Origin of the sequence: Geobacter sp. OR-1 (genome assembly GCF_000813145.1) — a bacterium.
Classification (GTDB): Bacteria; Desulfobacterota; Desulfuromonadia; order Geobacterales; family DSM-12255; genus Geoanaerobacter.
The window spans coordinates 16,711-36,152 of sequence record NZ_BAZF01000011.1 but is presented as its reverse complement, the minus strand read 5'-3'; the positions used below and the strand labels follow the sequence as shown (position 1 = coordinate 36,152).

The window sequence follows — 19,442 nt, the reverse complement described above, 5'->3', positions numbered from 1 at the left end:
GGAGCCGAAGTTCGTACCGTGACTGTCGGAGTCTATGAGAATGCTCCCAAAATATTCACCTCAGACTCCGGCAAACCATCAGGCATTTTTATCGAGATCATCGAGCATATAGCCAAAATCGAAGGGTGGAATATCCGTTATGTTCCCGGCACCTGGGCTGAAGGCCTGGAACGCGTGACAAAAGGTGAAATCGACCTGATGCCGGACGTGGCTTACACGACGGAGCGCGAAAAGGTTTTCGCCTTTCACAAGATCCCGGTCCTGACCGGATGGTCCCAGGTCTATGCCCCCAAAGGGAGCGGTATCCAGTCAATACTGGACCTGAACGGCAAACGGGTTGCCGCTCTGGAAAAAACGATCCAGCTTGAGACCTTCAACCGGATGATCACCAGCTTCGGGTTGAAGTTTACTCTCATTCCTGTGCCGGATTACAAAACCGAATTTGCGATGATTGCCGCGGGGAAGGCCGACGCCGGCCTCACTAACCGGCTCTACGGGCTGATGTATGCAAGAAAGTCAGGGCTTGAAGATACACCGATCATGTTTGATCCGGCTCCTTTCTTTTTCGCTGCGCCCAAGAACTCTGCCGGCAAATTGCCGGAGATCATTGACCGCCATCTTGCCGAGCTGAAAAAAGATCCTAATTCGGCATATTATGCGGCAATGAAGCGCTGGACATCCGAAGAGGTGCAATTCAAGCTGCCGACATGGCTATTGCTTTGTGGCCTTGTCCTGGGCACAACCCTGCTCATAAGCCTGGTGGGAAGTTTTGTGTTGAAGTACCAGGTCACTGCCCGTACCAGGGAGTTGAAGCAGATCAATCAAGAGATGGAGCAGCGTGTCGAAGAACGGACACTCACGCTGCAGGAGACGAATCTGAAGTTACGGGAGGCACTGGAGGACCTTGCCGTTGCCAGGGACCGGGCCGAAGCGGCGGACCGCTTGAAATCGGCTTTTCTCGCTACCATGTCCCATGAACTCCGGACGCCGCTCAACTCGATCATCGGTTTTACCGGCATTCTGCTGCAGGAGTTGGGAGGGCCGGTCAATGAGGAGCAGGCCAAGCAGCTCAACATGGTCAAAAATAGCGCCAATCACCTGCTCTCCCTGATCAGCGATATCCTGGATATTTCCAAGATCGAGGCCGGGCAGCTGAAGGTGGTGCTGGAGCCGTTCAATCTTAGGGATTCTATCCTCAAGGAGGCGCAGACTATTCGACCCATGGCCGAGAAAAAGGGACTCGGCTTGTCTGTCGAGGTGGCTGATGATGTGGGGCTCATCGCCAGTGACGAGCGCCGGGTGGAGCAGATCCTGCTAAACCTGTTGAGCAACGCGGTCAAATTCACCGAACAGGGGTGCATTTCAGTTCGTTGCGTGCGTGAAGACGGCAACTATGTAACGAGTGTGACCGACACCGGTATCGGTATCAAGGCTGAAGACCAGGAATTTCTGTTCCAACCGTTTCAGCAGATCGACACCGGCCTGAGCCGAAAATACGAAGGGACCGGCCTGGGGCTCTCCATCTGCAAGAAAATGGCTGAGCTGATGGGCGGCAGCATCCGTGTCGAAAGCAGTCTTGGCAAGGGAAGCACATTTACTCTTATACTTCCGCTGGAAAGGGGATCAGCATGAAAAAGGTTCTTTATATCGAGGATAATGAGCAAAACCTGTATCTGGTGAGGTTTATCCTGGAAAAACATGGCTATGAGGTGCTTTCCGCCCTGGATGGCCGGGAGGGGATCGACCTTGCCGCAGCAGTGAAGCCGGATTTGATCCTGCTCGATATCCAGCTGCCGCTCATGGACGGATACTCCGTGGCGCGGCAGCTCCGTGCCAACGCTGATCTGGCCTCGATTCCGATTGTGGCGGTTACCTCCTATGCCATGGCCGGCGACCGGGACAAGGCGTTGGCAGCCGGATGCAACGGCTATATTGAAAAACCGATCAACCCTGATACCTTTATGCAGCAGGTGGAGTCGCACCTGTAGAGAAGGGAACAGTAAGGAGTGGCATGGTCATGCTGAACGTTCTGATTGTCGATGATATTGCCGAAAACCTGTATTTCCTTGATGTTCTGCTGAGAGGGAACGGCTTTGGGGTGCTGGCAGCTGCCAATGGCGCGGAAGCCCTGGAATCGGCCCGGAAGTCTCCACCCGATCTTATTATCTCGGATATCCTGATGCCGGTGATGGACGGATATGCTCTCTGCCGCGAATGGCGGGCCGACGAGCGGTTGCGGCAGATACCGTTCATCTTTTACACCGCGACCTTCATCGAAAAGAAAGACGAAGAGCTGGCGCTCGGGCTGGGTGCCGACCGCTTCGTCATCAAGCCCCAGGAACCTGATGACCTGATGGTGATAATCCGCGAGGTGCTGGCCGGAAACCGGTCCGGCGCTGAGAGCCGTACCGAAGCTGCACATCCTGAAGAAGGCGAGCTGCTGAGAGAGTATAATGAGGCCCTGTTCCGCAAGCTGGAAAAGAAGATGTTTGACCTGGAGCAGGCCAACCGGGAGCTTGAACAGAAGATGCTCGATCAGAGGCATCTTGAAGAACAGCTGCGCCAGGTGCAGAAGATGGAGGCAATCGGCCGGTTTTCCACCGGTATTGCCCATGATTTCAATAATATCCTGACGGTCATTTTCGGGTTTGGTTCCGTCATGAAGTTGAAGATGGCCGCTAAAGATCCTATGCATGAGAACATAGATCATATCCTTGCCGCAGCCGACCGGGCCGCGAACCTCACCCGCAGCCTGCTGACCTTCAGCCGGAAGCAGGAGATGAAACTGCAGCTGTTGAGCCTCAATAGCTGCATCCGGAACGTAGAAAAATTTCTCCGCCGGATCATCGGCGAGGACATTAAGCTGATAACGTCTCAGCGGGTGGAAGAAATACTGATATATGCCGACGGAGGGCATGTCGAGCAGGTATTGATGAACCTGGCGGCAAATGCGCGCGATGCCATGCCCGATGGCGGCATCCTGTCGATCGGAACTGATATTGTCGTTGTTGACGATGAGTTTATCCGGATGCACGGCTACGGCAAGCCCGGACGCTATGCTCTCCTTACTTTTGCCGACAACGGCACCGGTATGAACGAAAATACCCGGCAAAGGATTTTCGAGCCGTTTTTCACGACCAAGGAAACCGACAAGGGGACCGGTCTGGGGCTTTCAATCATTTACGGGATCGTGGAACAGCATAATGGACACATTAGCGTCTACAGCGAGCCCGGGCAGGGGACTACCTTTAAAATCCTGCTGCCGCTCATGTCGGGCGAATTTGCAGCGGATGGGGCGGGAATCGGTCAGCTGCCGCTGGAGCATGGGGACGAGACCATTCTGGTTGTTGATGACGAAGCGCCGATCAGGCAGTACCTGGAGTCATTCTTAACTACCCTTGGTTACAAGGTGCTGCTGGCGCAGGACGGCCGGGAAGCTGTGCAGCTGTTTCGTGACAAGGGGGCTGAAGTGGACCTGGTGCTGATGGATGTCATTATGCCGTATAAAAACGGCAGGGAAGCGGCCCGTGAGATCAAGGAGCTGCAAAAGGATATAAAAATTGTCTTCACCAGCGGCTACCCGCATGACCTTATTCATGAACGGAACCTGTTGGACGATGACGCGCAAATCCTCATGAAGCCGCTGACGCCGACCGATCTTGCCCGGAAGTTAAGAGCCGCTTTTGACGGTTGCCAATCGTAAACTCACAGCCTGAACTGACCGACCAGGCGTTGCAGTTCCCTGGACTGCACTGCAAGTGTGGCTGCCGCGGAAGCGGTTTCCGTGGCCCCGTGAGCGGTCTGCTGGATGACTGCCGTAATCTGCTGGATGTTGTTGGAAATCTCTCCGGTTGTAGCGGTCTGCTGGTTGGCGGCAGTGGCGATCTGGTTGATCTGCATGGTGACATCGTTGACCTGCAGGAGAATTTCTTCCAGGGAGTGCCCCGACTTCTCCGAGAATTCCGTCCCTTTTTCCACCTCGCTAACCCCTTCATCGATGGCGGCAACAGCTCCGGTAGTCTCCTGCTGAATGGTTTTGATCATATCGCTGATTTCATGGGTGGCGCGGGTGGTCCGTTCCGCCAGGGCTCTGACTTCGTCGGCCACTACTGCGAAGCCGCGTCCCTGCTCGCCGGCGCGCGCCGCCTCTATGGCGGCGTTGAGCGCCAGGAGATTGGTCTGGTCGGCAATATCCTGGATGGTCCCGATGATCTCTCCGATCTGGTTGGAGCGGTTGCCCAGATTTTCAACGGTTTTCGCTGCGCCTTTGACCCTGGTTGCAATGCGTTCCATGCAGACCGTGGTCTGTCGAACCACATCGGCTCCCGACTTTGCGGTTTCGCCGGCGCGGGAAGAGTTGTCCGCAGCGCTCATGCAGTTGTTGGCGATGTCGCCCGAAGTGGCGGCCATTTCCTCGCTGGCAACCGCGACCGTATTGGTCTGGGAGGCGGCACTCTCTGTCCCTGCGGCAATCTGGTCGGCGTTGGCCTGAAGCTGGCCTGATGCCGTAGAGACCTTTTCCGCGGTCTGCGACAGCTGGGAAATGATGTCGCGCATGGTTGTCTGCAGGGTGCCGATGGCGCGGATAATATCGCTGATTTCGTTGTTCCGTTTGGGGGCGATCGACTGGGTCAGATCTCCTTTTCCCATGGTGGTCAGATAGGCAAGCATGCGCTGCAATGCGTCATTGACCGTCCAGAAGAGCAGCCAGCTGAATAACATCCCGAGGAGGACAAACGTGGCGGTGGATATAACCGCCTGAATAGTGGTAAACGAACGGCCGGCGATTACTGCCACAATAATGCAGAAACTGTAACACAAGCAGAGCAGAATGATTCTGGTGCGGATTTTCAGGTGCATGTAAAGATTCAACAGAGCATTCATTGCTTCCTCCCGCAATTAGTCGATATCGAGGTCACCAGTACTTTTTATCGGCAGACTAATGAGAGTGTTTAGCGAAATCTGACTTTTTCTGACATCAGGGACAAAATACTGGTAGAGCGGTTGATTACGAGACCGATTTCTTCCATTCATTCAATGTGTTGGTCAACTCAATGGAGGTGAGGACAAATTCGCTTTCCATGTCTCTCATTATTGCCAGCGCATCTTCTTTATGACCTGTAAGCGCCATCTTCAGGATTTTAGCCGCATTGGAGTGGAACCGCTCATGGAGCGTCTTGGTTTTTTGCCAGAATTCCGAATACCCTTCTTTGGCTTGAAGCGAGTAAAACCATTTGCCGAACTCGCATAGGGAATCGTTCCCCACCTGGTCCGGCGTCCAGTCGCTTTTCCCGGATTCAATGGCGTCATGTAATCGAACTTTCCAATAACCATGATTGGCTATTGCCTTGTTGATCTCTCTGGCATAATTCATTGTTAACCTCATACCTGCCATATATATTGTGTAATAATTCTACAATGAAGAGAGCTGAAGTCAAGGCGGCGAAGGGGGCTGGTGGCGTAACGCTTCCGGAATTATGAATTCAATATCGCCTCGACCTTCCGGGCGAATTCCGTAACGGCAAAAGGTTTCTGAATGTAGTGGATCCCTTCGTCCAGTACCCCTTGGTGGACAATGATATTGCTGGTGTAACCGGACATGTACAGGACTTTCAACCCCGGGTAGCTTTCAAGAAGCTTCTCGTGCAGTTCCGGTCCGGTCATGACCGGCATGACAACGTCTGAGATCAGGAGGTCCAGTGGCCGTCCCGAAACCATCTGCAGCGCTTCTTTCGGGTATTCGGTCGAGATTACATCGTAGCCGCGCCTGGAAAGAAGCTCATCCACCATGGTCCGCACCATCTCATTGTCCTCCACAACCAGGATGTGCAGTCTTTCAGCCGGGGAAGAGAGTTCTGCCTGCGGGACATGCGGCTCGTATGTCAGTTGATCGTCGACTATCGGGAAGTAAACTTTGAAGGTCGTGCCTTTGCCCGGCTCGCTGTAGACCCAGATATTACCCCCATGCTGGCGGACTATCCCGTAAACCGTGGCCAGCCCGAGGCCGGTTCCCTTGCCGACCCCCTTGGTAGTAAAAAACGGCTCGAAGATCCGTTGCCTGGTTTCCTTGTCCATGCCGCAACCGTTGTCAGTCACTGCCAGCATCAGAAACCGGCCCGGCGTCACCTCGGCATGATTGCTCGCATACTCGTCGTCCAGCAGGACAAAGGCGGTTTCAAATGTGATTTCGCCCCGGCCGGCAATGGCGTCCTGGGCATTCACCGCCAGGTTCATGATGACCTGTTCAATCTGGTTCCTGTCCGCCCTGATGCCGTATGTTTCGTCGGACAGATAGAGGCGGAGATTGATGTTTTCCCTGATGGTACGCCGCATGATGTCGTAGAAGGAGGTAATGGTCTGGTTGATGTCAATGACCTTCATCTCCAGGATCTGCTTGCGGCTGAAGCTCAGGAGTTGCTGGACCAGGGTCTGCGCGCGGTCTGCGGCCTTGAGAACCCTTTTCACTTTGGCAACGGCCGGCGTATCCCCGGCAAGGTCCTGCATCAGGAACTCGGCGTAACCCTTGATCGGAGTCAGCAGGTTATTGAAGTCATGGGCAATGCCACCGGCAAGCCGGCCGATCGATTCCATCTTCTGGGCCTGGATCAGCTGGTCCTCGAGCAGCTTTCGCTGGCTGATATCGATAAAGGTCACCACCGCCCCGGTCACTTTCCCCTGCTCATAGACCGTGTGCGACCAGTATTCGACCGGGAAGCTGCTGCCGTCGGATCGCCAGAACACCTCGTTATCCACATGGACATTAACCTCATCGCGGAAAGCCAGGTAAATCCTGCATTCACGGTTGGCATACGCTGTGCCGTCAGGATGGGAGTGATGGACCAGATCATGCACATTGACACCGAGCAGTTGTTCCTCTTCGTACCCCAGCATCTTGAGGCACGAGAGGTTGCAGAACGTGCAGTTACCTTTGGTGTCGATGCCGTAGATCCCCTCTTCGGTAAAGCTCAATAGCCTGTGGATATGCTCGTCACTGGCGCGCAGTTCGTTTTCAACCCTGATCCGTTCCTGCAGCTCGTTTCCCAGGGCCGTTTCCCGTTCGTGCAGCCGGGCAAAGGCATCGTTAACGGCATTGCCGATAAAGTCGAACTCCGTGAGCCCGGTTGCCTCTATCTCTTTACCATGCTTAAGGGCGGAGACCATCTGTTCCATCGGTTGCCTGAGGGTTTTTCTCAGTACCAGGAAAACACCGCCGGTCATCAACAGGATTCCCAGGGAAACGGCCGGCAGTAATAGCCCTGCCATGCTCCTGTCCATAAGGGATCGCGAATTCCGGTCAACGGAAACCACCCGCCAGTCCCAGAGGGGAAACCGTTGCGCATAACACCGGGATTTGCCGGAAGGAGCCAATGCGATGTAATAGCCGGAATTGCCGCCGGTTATTATGGCCCGGCACCGGTCTTCCGGAAGGGTGCTGAACAGGATGGTGCCGTCCGCCTTCGCAATGACGCCGTCATGGTTCATGCGTTGCCACAAAAGCGTCAACGCCTCTTTGACGCTCTTTTGCATCGCTGCAGTAACCACCTGATTTCCGGAGAGGTCTGCCGCAGTCATCTCCGAAGCGGCGGCAGAGAGGATTTTCCGCGCTTCGCCGTTTACGGCGGCCAGAGAAAAACGGGAATAGTCATCCTGGATGGTTTGCGAAATCGTGTAGATCAGATAGGTGAGCGAGGCAAAGACAAGAGCTATGATGATGAAGCTGGGGACAATCAACCGGTACCCAAGGCTGTATCTATCTGGAGCCATTGGTGACTTCCCAGTAAATCGAATAAAGGTTCAATATTTCCGGCAGAAAATCCTTGCCGGGCGCCGCAAAACCGTTTTTGATTTCATCGTCCCACTGTTTGACGGTCTCGGCATGTCTGGGGTTGGCAAGAGGTTTTATTCTGAGCAGTGCTGAGGCCAGCTGCTCGCGCAGTTTTGCCGGGAAAGAGGGGAGGCTGGCCAGGGCAAAATTCGGGAGCGCCTCGGATGTGGCCAGAACCGTGAGATGACCCTTTCCGGCCCGCTGGTATAGGGATTCTTTCATGCCGCCGGCAGACAGCTCCCCGGACAGGAGCGCCGAAAGTATCCGGTCCTGGCTTTCCAGGAACACCGGTTGGACGTCGGACAACTTGATCCCCGAACTCTGCATCATCTTTACCGGTAGTATGTGAGCCGCTGTCGAACCCTTGAACAGCCCGATCTTTCTCCCTTTCAGCTCCTGAATGGTCTTGATGTCCGGATTATTCGTCACCAGGACCGAGTGGTAGTCGGGCTTGCCGTTCTTTGCCAGGGCGACGAGAAAAGGGTTTATCCCGCATTTGTTATAAGCCCTGGCAAGCGGCACCGGTCCGGCAAGGGCGACGGATATCCTGCCATTGCACATATCCTCGATGAATTCATCATGATTGTTGTAGAGCTGGAGTTTCCACGACTGGCCGGTTACCCTGGAAAGATGGTCGACAAAGGGAGAGAAGAGTTTCCAGATCTTTTCCGGGGTATAGTAGGGGATCACGGCAAATGTATAGGTAGCGGGACTCCGTTCATCCCTGGCGCCTGATGCCGGATCCGGGGTCGCAAAAGCAAGAGATGCGCTGAATACCACTGCCAGGAAGGTCAGCAGGGTAAAGCGGTTCTTCATGGTTCATACCTCCATGTTATCTGTAAGGATAACAGGAGATTTAACGCAATCAAGGTGGAAAATCGCAGTAATAGGGGAACCGCGCCGCCGCTGAATCTGACTATGCCGCGTTGTGCGCCTTTTCGAGGTAGTAGGAGTAATTCCCCTCATAACTCCTCATCTCGCCATGATCGATCTCGAATACCCTGTCCACCAGCGACCTGAGAAAGTGCCGGTCGTGGCTCACAATCACCACGGTGCCGGTAAAGCTCCGCAAGGCATCGAGCAGTATCTCGCGGGAGCGGATATCCAGGTGGTTGGTCGGCTCATCCAGCACCAGGAAATTGATCGGTCGGGCCAGGAGGGTGGCCAGTACCACGCGACTCTTTTCGCCGCCGGAAAGGTTTTCGATCCGCTTGTCCACGGCATCGCCGGAAAAGAGGAAGGCGCCGAGCAGGTTCCGGATCACGCCGATGTTCAGCAGCGGCATGGCATCCTGAACGGTCTCGAATACGGTTTTCCCCGGTTCGAGCAGGTCCATGGCGTGCTGGCTGAAATAGCCCAACGCGACATTTGCGCCCAGAGAGACAGTGCCGCCGGTCGGTTCGGTCTGACCTGCCAGGACCTTGAGAAAGGTGGATTTCCCGGCGCCGTTGACGCCAACCACGGCGATCTTGTTCTGCCTGCGGATTATTCCCGATACCCCGCTGAACACCGGGGTTTCGCCGCCGCCGGGGAGCTGCCAGCTCTTGGCCAGATCGCTGAAGCAGGCCACGTCGTCACCGCTGCGCGGCGGCTCGGCGAATTCAAACCTGATCGCCCGTTCTTCGGCAGGGATCTCGATCCGGTCGATCTTTTCCAGCTTCTTCACCCGCGACTGGACCTGTGCGGCATGGGAGGCGCGGGCGGCAAAGCGGGCAATGAACTCCTCTTCCTTGGCCAGCATCTCCTGCTGCCGCTTGTGACTGGCCAGCAGCTGGTCGCGGCGGATGTCGCGCTCACGCTCGTAGAAGTCGTAATTGCCGCCATAGGTGGTTACGGTCTTGTTGGCTACTTCAATGATGCGGGTAACGATCCGGTTCATGAACTCTCGGTCATGGCTGGTCATCAGGAGCGCGCCCTTGAAATCCGATGCCAGCCATTCTTCCAGCCAGATTATCGATTCGACGTCCAGGTGGTTGGTCGGCTCGTCCATAAGCAGTACATCCGGTTGCCTGGTCAGGATCTTGGCCAGGGCAATCCGCATTTTCCAGCCGCCGCTGAACGACTCCACCGGGTGATTGAACCGGTCCGGACCGATCCCCAGGCCGGTCAGCACAGTCTGGGCACGGCTGTCCAGATCATATCCCCCGCGGTGCTCATACTCCTCAATTGCCTCGCCGTACCGCTCCAGCAGCGCTGCCATCTCGTCATCGGATTGCGGCTCGCCCATGGCGGTCTCCATCTCCTTGAGCTCGGCCGCAAGCCTCACGGTCGCCTCCGAACCGGCCATGACCTCTTCCAGGGCCGTGCGGCCGGACATTTCACCGACATCCTGGGAGAAGTAACCGATGGTCGTCCGCTTGGCGCAAGTAATTTCGCCGCCATCGACCTCCTCCTCGCCGGTGATGATCCGGAAGATGGTGGTCTTGCCGGCGCCGTTAGGGCCGACCAGTCCGGCTCTGCTGGCAGGGAGGATCTGAAAGCCGGCATCTCTGAACAGCAGCTGGGTGCCGTGTTGTTTGGCAATATTGGACAGGTGTATCATCGCTACTCCAAGAGGAAGTTGTTCAAAAAACCGACGGATTATGCGTTGCGGAAGGGGGATTGTCAACTGCTGAAAGGGGCTGCGCCGGAACAGTCAAGACCGGGGATCAGGCAGACATCTTAAAGGGTGAATAGCAGTGATACCGGTTGCGGCCAGTTTTTTTTGGCGCAATACATGGCTGTGTCGGCATTCCTGATCAGGGTCTCTTCATCGGTGCCGTTGTCGGGAAAGAAGGCGATACCGATACTTATGCCGATGGTCAACGCCTGGCCGTGGACAGTGAATGGCTGCTCAAAGGCGGTAATTATCTGTTGCGCCACACTGAGGGCTTCATGCGCTCCGTTCAGATCGGTCAGCAGAACGATGAACTCGTCCCCCCCCCACCTGGCCACAGTGTCCTGATCCCGGCGGCAACAGGACAGCAGCCGCTGCGCAACGCCCTTGAGCAGTGCATCGCCGGCAGCATGCCCGAGAGTGTCATTGACACTTTTGAAACCGTCCAGATCGAGTGATAACAAGGACAAGCACCGGTTATGGCGCTGGGCATTAGCTACGGATTTATGCAGAAACTCAGTCAACAGCTGCCGGTTCGGGAGACCGGTAAGAAAGTCATAGTAGGCCATGCTGCTGATATACTCTTCTTTTTGCTTGAGCTGCTCTCTGAGGCAGATATTGTTGAGGCATCGTTCTACAGCAGCAACAAACTTTTCCATTTTTAGCGGTTTCAGCACATAATTGTTGATGCCGATATCGATCGCTTCTAAAATATAGTCTATCTCATCTATTGCCGACAGGATGATGATCTGGCTGTCTTTGTCAATTTCCTTGATCTGTCTTGCCATTGCGATGCCATCCATGATCGGCATGCGAATGTCGGTGATGACGATATGAGGATGTTTTTCAACATAGAGATTGAGGCCGTCCCGGCCATTGTTAGCCTGATAAAGGGTAATCTGCTGGAATTTGAACCGCAGGATCTCAATAACCAACTCTTGCGTGAGTTCGTCGTCTTCGACATACAGGAGGCTCGTATTGCTTATTATATCCTTTGGAATGTCCATAGGTTATACTCCTGCCGGATCAGCGGTATACTAAACCGGTTTGATCGGGATATTACTCCCGGGTAATATACAAGGTCTTATAGGCAGGATTTGTGCCAGACAATAAAATTGCCGATAACCGATTGATTTCGGCTTATTGCATTCTGATGCAATGATTATAAAATTTAGGGATAGCAACATTTGTCTCTATAAGGGTTGCGCTGGGGGCGTCGCAGCTGGAAATTGGCCTCAGCATGGCGGAATGCAAAAAGTTGTCGAAGCAATAATAGTTTCTAAGTATATATAACAAACGCAATGGAAGAGCCACGAACATGGAGAGTAACACCGGAGGGGCTTTGGAGAAGCAATTGAGTTGCCTTGTTGTCGGGATCGGCGCATCTGCCGGTGGCCAGGAGGCGCTGGAACAGATTTTCACCGCCATTCCCACGGACTGCGGCCTTTCTTTCGTGGTGATCATGCATATCCCGCCTGCCGGTCCGTCATTTCTGGCCGAAATGCTGGGACGTTACACTACCATGCCGGTCGTGACTGCCGAAGAGGGAATGGCGCTTGCCCCGAACCGGGTCCAGGTGATCCCTGCCGGCAGTGACATTGTCGTTAACCAGGGACTGCTCCATCTGGAAGAGCCCGCCCTAAGAGGTGTGAATCATCCTATTGACCGTCTGTTCCGCTCTCTGGCAGAGGAAAACGGGGCGCGCGCCATAGCAGTTCTCCTTTCCGGTTCCGGCACCGACGGCTCCAAGGGGGTGCAGGCGATCAGAGAAGCCGGCGGCACTGTTATCGTCCAGGAACCGGGGTCGGCCATGCACCCCGACATGCCGCGGAGCGCCATTGCGACCGGGGCGGTGGATTATGTCCTTCCCATGGACGAGATAGCGGCCAAGATTGCCGAAATTGCCGGCACAGCCTGCCACATTCAACCTCCTGCCTGCCGGATAATGTCCTTTGATGATGAATTGGCCGCTATCTTCGGTATCGTAAAGACCCGAACCGGCCACGATTTCAGCTCATACAAGACTAATACGGTCATGCGCCGCATTGAACGGCGGATGGCAGTGAACGAGGTATCAGGGATCAAGAGGTATGTGGCGCTGCTCGATGAGAACCCTCAGGAGGCTCAGGCCCTGGCTCAGGACATCCTCATCGGGGTGACCGGCTTCTTCCGCGATCCCGAAGCCTTCGCAATGGTCGAAAAAACGGTCATTCCCAGGCTCTTCGCCGATCACGACCCCGACGAACCGGTGCGGATCTGGCACGCCTGCTGCGCCACCGGTGAAGAGGTCTATTCGATGGCATTCCTGATCAGGGAATACCTCGACCGCCATGGGATCAGTGCCAAGCTCCAGATATTTGCCACCGATATCGACGAAATCTCGATCGCCCAGGCCCGGGCCGGCCTCTACCTGGAAGGTATCGAGGCGGAAGTGGGCGAGGAGCGGCTCAAGGCGTTCTTTACCCGGAGCGGCAAGCGCTGGCAGGTGGTGAAGCAGGTGCGGGAGATGATTGTCTTTGCCCATCACAGCCTGATCAAGAATCCCCCTTTCTCCAAACTCGATCTTCTCGTTTGCCGCAACTTCATGATCTACCTCAACCCCGACATGCAGAAGCGGCTCATCTCCCTGTTTCATCAGGTTCTGAAGCCCGGGAGATTCCTCTTTCTGGGAAGTTCGGAAACAGTTGGGCGCAGCACCGACCTGTTTGCCTCAATCGACAAGAAGTGGAAACTGTTTGAGCGCAAGGAAGGGAAGCACCGGCCTGACCCCATGTTCCCCTTCACCACCCCGGTCAGGTACCTTTCCGGCATGCCCGGCCACCACAGGCCGGCCGAAGCCGTGGAAAGGGGGCCGGTTCTGGTGACCGAAAGACTCCTCCTGGAACGCTATGCCCCCCCCTGTGTGATTGTTAACGAGAAATTCGAGGTCATGCATGTCACCACCAGCCTGAACCGGTTTCTTGAAGTCCCACTGGGAGAACCGAGCCGGAACATTCTGCGCATGGCAAGGGAAGAGCTTCGACCCGCCCTGCGCGCCGCGATCTACAAGGCATTTGCGGAAAACCGGCAGGTCGATTTCCGGGGGGTCAATGTTGTTATCGACGAACAGGAACTGACGGTGAACCTTCTGGTGGAGCCCCTTGAAGCCGGTCATCCGTCCGATAAACTTGCTATGGTCGTCTTTGAGCAGGTCTCTACCGCTGCCATGGCCTTTATCCCGGCCGCGGGGGAAGAATCTCTCTGCGGTGACGAAACCACCGGGGAGATGCTGGTCCGGCAGTTGGAGGAACAGCTGCGCATAACCCACGAGCAGCTTCATGCCACTACCGAACAGCTGGAGTCCACCCACGAGGGGTTCCTCTCTGCCAATGAAGAGCTGATCTCCATGAACGAGGAGTTTCAGTCGGCCAATGAAGAGCTGCAATCCACCAATGAAGAACTGGAGACTTCAAAGGAAGAGCTGCAGGCCCTGAACGAGGAGCTGGCAACGGTAAACGCCGAGCTGCAGCAGAAGGTGGAGGAGCTGAACCTGAGCACCAGCGACATGGAGAACCTGCTGGACAGCTCCGGGATCGTCACCATCTTCCTCGATCGGGAGCTGACCATCAAGGGGTTCACACCGGCCGCAGCCGGTCTCTTCAATCTGCTTCCGGCCGATCAGGGCCGTCCCTTTCATCACCTGGCTGGGAAGATCGATTGGGCCTCGCTTTCCCGTGACGCAGAGATGGTGCTCGGAGGGCAACCCTTTGCCGAGAAGGAGGTCGCAAACCTGGAAGGTGAGCAGTACTACCTGAAGCGGATTTTCCCCTACCGGTCTGCCGATGGGAAGATCGACGGCATCGTGGTGACCCTGATCGACATCACCCAGCGCAAGCGGATGGAAGAGACGATCATCAGGGCCAAGGAGGAGTGGGAACGGACCTTTGACAGCGTGCCGGACCTTATTGCCATCATGGATGACCAGCACCGGGTTGTGCGTGCCAATCGCGCCATGGCCGAGCAACTGGGAATCACTCCCCGGGAGTGCGTGGGGCAGGTCTGCTACCGTGTGGTCCATGGCCTGGAAACTCCTCCCGACTTTTGTCCCCATACCCAGACCATGGCCGACGGCATGGGACATCAGTCCGAGGTGTTCGAGGAGCGGCTCGGCGGCGACTTCCTGGTCAGCACTACTCCGCTTAAGAATGAGCAGGGCATTTTGGTCGGCTCGGTACATGTGGCCCGTAATATCTCTGAGCGGAAGCACGTGGAAGCGCTGATTCAGTCCCATCTCAAGGATCTCAAGGTGAGTAACGAGGAGTTGACCCGCTTCAATGAGGCTTCCGTGGGGCGCGAACTGCGCATGATCGAGCTCAAGAAGGAAGTGAACGAACTGTGCCGATTGTCCGGGCAACCGGAGCGCTACCCCCTCGATTTCGAGAAAGAGCGATGACGAGCATGCCAACACTATGGCATCGGCAGCGATGCCGTGCCACTGAAGATCGGAGGTAAAGGATGAAAACGTCGGCTGGAAAACGGAACTCCGGGATTGCCCTGGTGGGAGACATCCCCTGGGGAAGCCACTTCTGCCAGTTCTACCAGACCAAGAAGGATCTGCTGGATATACTCGTCCCGTACTTCAGGGCCGGCCTTGAAGCCAACGAGTTCTGCGTCTGGGTGACATCGGACTTTTTCACTACTGAGGAAGCGGTAAACGTCATGGGTGAGCGGGTGCCCGGCTTCTCGGAATACCTGGCAAACGGGCAGATGGAGATCTTTCCCTACACCGACTGGTACCTCAAGGGGGGGAGTTTCGACCTCAAGAGAACGCTCGCCATGTGGATGGAAAAGCATGATGAGGCGTTGTCACGAGGGTTCGCGGGGATGAGGGTCACCGGCAGCCCGTACTGGATCAACAACAAGAAGGACTGGGACGATTTCACCTGCTACGAGGCGGAGATCAACAACGTCATCAGCGGCACCAAGCTGCTGGTGCTCTGCTCCTATGCGCTTGAAAAATGCGGCGTTACCGAGATACTGGATGTGGTCAGGAACCATGAGTTCGCATTGGCCATGAACCGGGGAGAGTGGCAGGTTGTGAAGATGCCGGCGGTCCATGCCGGTTGTTGATGGTTGTGAACTGCCTGGAGAATACTGACTTTATGCGCTCTGACGTACGAAAATCCGGAATCTCACTGGTCGGCGAACTCCCCTGGGGGAGCCATTTCTGCCAGTTTTACCAGACTAACAGGGAACTGCTCGATATCCTTGTGCCGTTTTTCAGGGCTGGCCTGGAGAACCATGAATTTTGCCTGTGGGTAACCCCCGATGATGCCGAGGGAGTTTTGGCTGGTGCAGCGTTCACTGAGTCCGTGGACAAGGGACAGATGGAGATCATCCCGTACAGCCGTTGGTGCGCACTGGAGAAGGAAACGGTAAGCCCCCTTGCGTCGATGGTCGGCAAGGCCCTGTCCGCCGGTTTCGATGGCCTCAGGCTGGTATGTCACTCGTCTCCGGCCTTGTCGCACAAAGAGCTCAGGTGCGGGATCGACGATATCGGCAAAAGAAGGGTGATCGCGCTGTTTGCGTATTACCGCGACGAATTCGATGCCGTGGGGCTCATGGAGGTGGTCAAGGGCCATCCTTTTGCACTGATCAGGAATCATGGTGCCTGGGAGGTCATAGAAAGCTCGGAAGCCCGCATCCTGAGGGAGGAGTTGAAAAAGAGCGAGGAGTTGTACCGCTCCCTCTTCGACAACATGTTCAACGGGTTTGCGTATTGCCGGATGCTGTACGATGGCGACCGGGCGGCAGACTTCATCTTCCTTGCGGTCAACAACGCCTTCGAGGCGCTGACCGGGTTGCAAGATGTTGTCGGAAGAAAGGCGTCTGCTGTGATTCCGGGGTTGTGGGAGCTCGATCCCGTTCTGCTCGATACCTATGGCAGAGTAGCACGGACCGGACATGCCGAAAAGTTTGAGGCGTATGTCAATGCCATGGATATGTGGTTTTCCATATCGGCCTACAGCCCGAAGCAGGACCACTTTGTGGCCGTATTCGAGGTCATCACCGAGCGCAAGAAGGTCGAGGCAGATCTGCAAAAGGCCTACGACGAGCTGGAACAGCGGATCGAGGAGCGGACCAGGGCGTTACGGCTTGCCAACGTATACAACCGCAGTCTCATCGAAGCGAGCCTTGATCCGCTGGTGACCATCGGTCGCGACGGGAAGATTACGGATGTCAACGCCGCAACCGAAGCGGCGACCGGCTGTTCGCGCACCGAACTGATCGGGACCGATTTCTCCGATTACTTCACTGAGCCCGAAAAGGCCCGCGCAGGGTATCAACAGGCATTTGCCGAGGGTTCGGTTCATAACTACTCGCTTGACTTGCGCCATCCGGACGGCCACATCACACCGGTCCTGTACAATGCCACGGTGTACCAGGATGTGGATGGGGAGGTGACTGGTGTCTTTGCCGCGGCCCGCGACATCACTGCCCAGAAACAGGCTGAGAAAGCTCTCCTGGAGCTGAACGAAACCCTGGAGCGTCGCGTGTCGGAGCGTACCGCCGAGTTGGAAGCGGCCAATGCCCTGTTGCGTGACTCGCGCCGTGCTGCCCTGAATATGATGGAAGACGCCATTGACGCCAGCCGGCGGGCCGTGGAGAGCTCCAGCCGCGTCAATCTTCTGGCCGAAACCGCCAGTGAGCTGCTTGCAAGCGATTCGCCGCAGCAGGTGGTCGATGGACTCTGTCAGAAAGTCATGTCGTTTCTCGATTGTCATGTCTTCTTTAATTTCCTGGTGGACAAAAATGATGGCCGTCTTCGCCTCAATGCCTGCGCCGGCATTTCCGGCGAGGAAAGACAGAAGGTCGAGTGGCTCAATTATGGTGCGGCGGTATGCGGTTGCGCGGCTCGCGACGCCTGCCGGATCGTGGCCGAGGATATCCCCAATACCCCTGATCCGCGCACTGACTTGGTCAAATCGTACGGCATTCAGGCCTACGCCTGCCATCCACTGCTGGTCCAGGGGGAGGTGCTGGGCACCCTCTCTTTCGGGACCCGCACCAGAACCAGGTTCAACGACGACGACCTGGCACTTATGAAAGCGGTGGCCGATCAGGTCGCCATTGCCATGGAGCGCAAGCGGGCGGAGATCGAGTTGCGCCGTGCCCACGATGAACTGGAAATGAGGGTCAGGGAACGGACCGAAGAACTGGCAGCGACCGTGGAAACCCTGTTGGGGGAAATCAAGGAGCGGGAGCTGGCGGAAGGGACTCTTTACCGGCTTAACCGGCTCTATGCGGTGCTTTGCGAGACCGATCAGACGATCGTCCGTGCTGCTGATCGCGATTCCCTGTTCCATGATTTCTGTCGCATTGCCGTGGACCATGGCGGGTTTCTCCTCGCCTGGGTGGGGGTGGTGGATAAGGAGAGAGGCCCGGTGCGGATCGCTGCCGCCAGTGGCGTTACCGGTTATCTGGACGAGATCAGGATCTCGTCCGCTAAGGAACCGAACGGGGAGGGTCCCACCGGCATCTCCATCCGTGAGGGTACCTACTACATCTGCAACGATTTCCAGAACGACCCATGTACCCGCCCCTGGCATGAACAGGGGCGCGCCTACGGCATCTGCGCCTCGGCATCCATCGCCCTTAAGGAAAATGGTCGGGTAATCGGTGCTCTCACGCTTTATTCCAGGGAAAAGAATTTCTTCGATCAACAGTACCTGGGGTTGCTGGTGCAGATGGCGGCCGACATCACCTTTGCCCTCGATAACTTCAGCAGGGAAAACCAGCGCCGGGAGGCGGAGCAGGCCTTGCAGGCTGAGACCCTCGAACGTCTGCGGGTAGTGGAAGCGCTGCGAGAGAAAGAACAGATGCTCATTCAGCAGAGCCGCCAGGCAGCCATGGGGGAGATGATCAGCAATATCGCCCATCAGTGGCGTCAACCCCTGAATATTCTCGGGCTCACGGTACAGCAGCTTAAGCTTCTGTATGATTTTGGCGAATTCAACGGGGAAATACTGGAAAACAGTGTCAATAAGTCAATGGACCTCGTCCAGCACATGTCCAAAACCATTGACGATTTCAGGAATTTCTTCAAACCGGATAAGGAAAAGGTCGAGTTCCCGGTGGCCGAAACGATCGGAAATACCTTGTCGCTCCTTGCCGGAAGCTTACAGCAACCGATGATCGGGATCGAAATCGTAACCAAGGATAACCCTGTCATCTATGGCTACCGGAATGAATACGAACAGGTTCTCCTCAATCTCCTTATCAATGCCCGGGATGCGTTGCTGGAAAGGGAAATTGCCGTTCCCGGCATTACGATTACGATCTGCCGTGAAAACGATCGGGCTGTAGTATTGGTGGCCGACAACGCCGGCGGTATTCCTGAGGAGATTATGGGGAAGATCTTTGATCCCTATTTTACCACCAAAGGTCCGCAACAGGGGACAGGCCTGGGTTTGTTCATGTCGAAATCAATTGTCGAGAAGAATATGGGGGGTAAGCTTACGGTACGTAACAATACCGAAGGCGCTGAATTCAGGATAGAGGTCTGAAGGGGGTGTTATGGCCCGGCACGACTCGTCACCATCGATACTGCTTGTTGAGGATGACAAGGTTACCATCGAACTTCTCTCTTCAATGCTTACCTTGAAGTATCCGGAGATATCACTCCATACCGCCACCAGCGGCAGAATGGGGCTGGAACTGTTCAAGACGCACCAGCCGGATATCGTTATCACCGATATCAACATGCCGGAGATGAGCGGTCTGGAAATGGTCGGCGAAATCCGTGCAATCAGGCCCGATACGAGGTTCATCATACTTACCGGCAATTCGGGAAAAGCCTTTCTGCAGCATACCGGCGAATCAGGGGTCGGTTTCGAATTCGTTATTGTGAAGCCGGTGGTTTTCCTGGAACTGTTCACTATCATTGAAAAGTGCTTTGCCGAAATCTCGTGCTGACATCCAAATGAGCAGACCGACAGCTTAATACAAGGAACAGCAGGATTATATTTGATTTCTAATTAA

At 55.6% G+C, this 19,442-nt stretch carries 12 protein-coding genes and 1 pseudogene; 7 read left to right on the top strand and 6 right to left on the bottom strand.

What is annotated here, in order from left to right; genetic code table 11:
- Window positions 1–18 precede the first annotated feature (18 nt).
- Genes OR1_RS12255 through OR1_RS12245 form a run of 3 tightly spaced genes read left to right on the top strand, consistent with a single transcriptional unit; the run spans window position 19 to window position 3,703 of the window.
- The gene (locus OR1_RS12255; RefSeq protein WP_237754285.1) at window positions 19–1,632 is read left to right on the top strand and encodes an ATP-binding protein; all 1,614 of its coding nucleotides are present in this window, start codon (window positions 19–21) and stop codon (window positions 1,630–1,632) included.
- Window positions 1,629–1,988, top strand: a complete 360-nt coding sequence (locus OR1_RS12250) for a response regulator (RefSeq protein WP_041972164.1) — start codon at window positions 1,629–1,631, stop codon at window positions 1,986–1,988. Before OR1_RS12255 ends, OR1_RS12250 begins: the two co-directional genes overlap by 4 nt.
- A gap of 29 nt (window positions 1,989–2,017) precedes the next feature.
- Window positions 2,018–3,703 (top strand): response regulator, encoded by a 1,686-nt coding sequence (locus OR1_RS12245; protein WP_160295245.1) that lies wholly within the window; start codon window positions 2,018–2,020, stop codon window positions 3,701–3,703.
- Window positions 3,704–3,705: 2 nt separating this feature from the next.
- On the opposite strand, the gene OR1_RS12240 is transcribed toward OR1_RS12245, so the two are convergent.
- From OR1_RS12240 to OR1_RS12215, 6 genes and pseudogenes are all read right to left on the bottom strand, one after another.
- Window positions 3,706–4,884, bottom strand: coding sequence for a methyl-accepting chemotaxis protein (locus OR1_RS12240; RefSeq protein WP_041972163.1), 1,179 nt, complete (start codon window positions 4,882–4,884; stop codon window positions 3,706–3,708).
- A 124-nt stretch (window positions 4,885–5,008) separates the two neighbouring features.
- A complete protein-coding gene (locus tag OR1_RS12235; protein ID WP_041972162.1) occupies window positions 5,009–5,374 on the bottom strand; it encodes a CZB domain-containing protein in 366 nt (121 codons plus the stop codon).
- Window positions 5,375–5,556: 182 nt separating this feature from the next.
- A pseudogene (locus OR1_RS20885) lies at window positions 5,557–7,161 on the bottom strand (ATP-binding protein); the annotation flags it as partial.
- 589 nt (window positions 7,162–7,750) lie between these two features.
- Window positions 7,751–8,641: a PhnD/SsuA/transferrin family substrate-binding protein gene (locus OR1_RS12225; RefSeq protein ID WP_041972161.1), complete on the bottom strand. Its 891-nt coding sequence runs from the start codon at window positions 8,639–8,641 to the stop codon at window positions 7,751–7,753.
- A gap of 100 nt (window positions 8,642–8,741) precedes the next feature.
- Window positions 8,742–10,367: an ABC-F family ATP-binding cassette domain-containing protein gene (locus OR1_RS12220; protein WP_041972160.1), complete on the bottom strand. Its 1,626-nt coding sequence runs from the start codon at window positions 10,365–10,367 to the stop codon at window positions 8,742–8,744.
- Between the two features lie 119 nt (window positions 10,368–10,486).
- Window positions 10,487–11,428 (bottom strand): diguanylate cyclase domain-containing protein, encoded by a 942-nt coding sequence (locus OR1_RS12215; protein WP_041972159.1) that lies wholly within the window; start codon window positions 11,426–11,428, stop codon window positions 10,487–10,489.
- Between the two features lie 311 nt (window positions 11,429–11,739).
- Between OR1_RS12215 and OR1_RS12210 the strand changes: the two genes are divergently transcribed.
- The 4 genes from OR1_RS12210 to OR1_RS12195 all read left to right on the top strand — a co-directional run bounded on the left by OR1_RS12210 (window position 11,740) and on the right by OR1_RS12195 (window position 19,376).
- A complete protein-coding gene (locus tag OR1_RS12210; protein ID WP_052440423.1) occupies window positions 11,740–14,853 on the top strand; it encodes a chemotaxis protein CheB in 3,114 nt (1,037 codons plus the stop codon).
- Between the two features lie 62 nt (window positions 14,854–14,915).
- Window positions 14,916–15,530: an MEDS domain-containing protein gene (locus tag OR1_RS12205; RefSeq protein WP_052440422.1), complete on the top strand. Its 615-nt coding sequence runs from the start codon at window positions 14,916–14,918 to the stop codon at window positions 15,528–15,530.
- Window positions 15,531–15,562: 32 nt separating this feature from the next.
- Window positions 15,563–18,967 (top strand): GAF domain-containing protein, encoded by a 3,405-nt coding sequence (locus OR1_RS22785; RefSeq protein ID WP_237754284.1) that lies wholly within the window; start codon window positions 15,563–15,565, stop codon window positions 18,965–18,967.
- A 10-nt stretch (window positions 18,968–18,977) separates the two neighbouring features.
- Complete coding sequence (locus OR1_RS12195; RefSeq protein ID WP_041972158.1) at window positions 18,978–19,376, top strand: response regulator transcription factor; 399 nt, start codon at window positions 18,978–18,980, stop codon at window positions 19,374–19,376.
- Window positions 19,377–19,442: the final 66 nt, after the last annotated feature.

Coding starts and splice junctions, on each gene's coding strand:
- OR1_RS12250 (WP_041972164.1), top strand. CDS start 1,629: ATGAAAAAGGTTCTTTATATCGAGGATAATGAGCAAAACCTGTATCTG.
- OR1_RS12245 (WP_160295245.1), top strand. CDS start 2,018: ATGCTGAACGTTCTGATTGTCGATGATATTGCCGAAAACCTGTATTTC.
- OR1_RS12240 (WP_041972163.1), bottom strand. CDS start 4,884: ATGAATGCTCTGTTGAATCTTTACATGCACCTGAAAATCCGCACCAGA.
- OR1_RS12235 (WP_041972162.1), bottom strand. CDS start 5,374: ATGAATTATGCCAGAGAGATCAACAAGGCAATAGCCAATCATGGTTAT.
- OR1_RS12225 (WP_041972161.1), bottom strand. CDS start 8,641: ATGAAGAACCGCTTTACCCTGCTGACCTTCCTGGCAGTGGTATTCAGC.
- OR1_RS12220 (WP_041972160.1), bottom strand. CDS start 10,367: ATGATACACCTGTCCAATATTGCCAAACAACACGGCACCCAGCTGCTG.
- OR1_RS12215 (WP_041972159.1), bottom strand. CDS start 11,428: ATGGACATTCCAAAGGATATAATAAGCAATACGAGCCTCCTGTATGTC.
- OR1_RS12210 (WP_052440423.1), top strand. CDS start 11,740: ATGGAGAGTAACACCGGAGGGGCTTTGGAGAAGCAATTGAGTTGCCTT.
- OR1_RS12205 (WP_052440422.1), top strand. CDS start 14,916: ATGAAAACGTCGGCTGGAAAACGGAACTCCGGGATTGCCCTGGTGGGA.
- OR1_RS22785 (WP_237754284.1), top strand. CDS start 15,563: ATGCGCTCTGACGTACGAAAATCCGGAATCTCACTGGTCGGCGAACTC.
- OR1_RS12195 (WP_041972158.1), top strand. CDS start 18,978: ATGGCCCGGCACGACTCGTCACCATCGATACTGCTTGTTGAGGATGAC.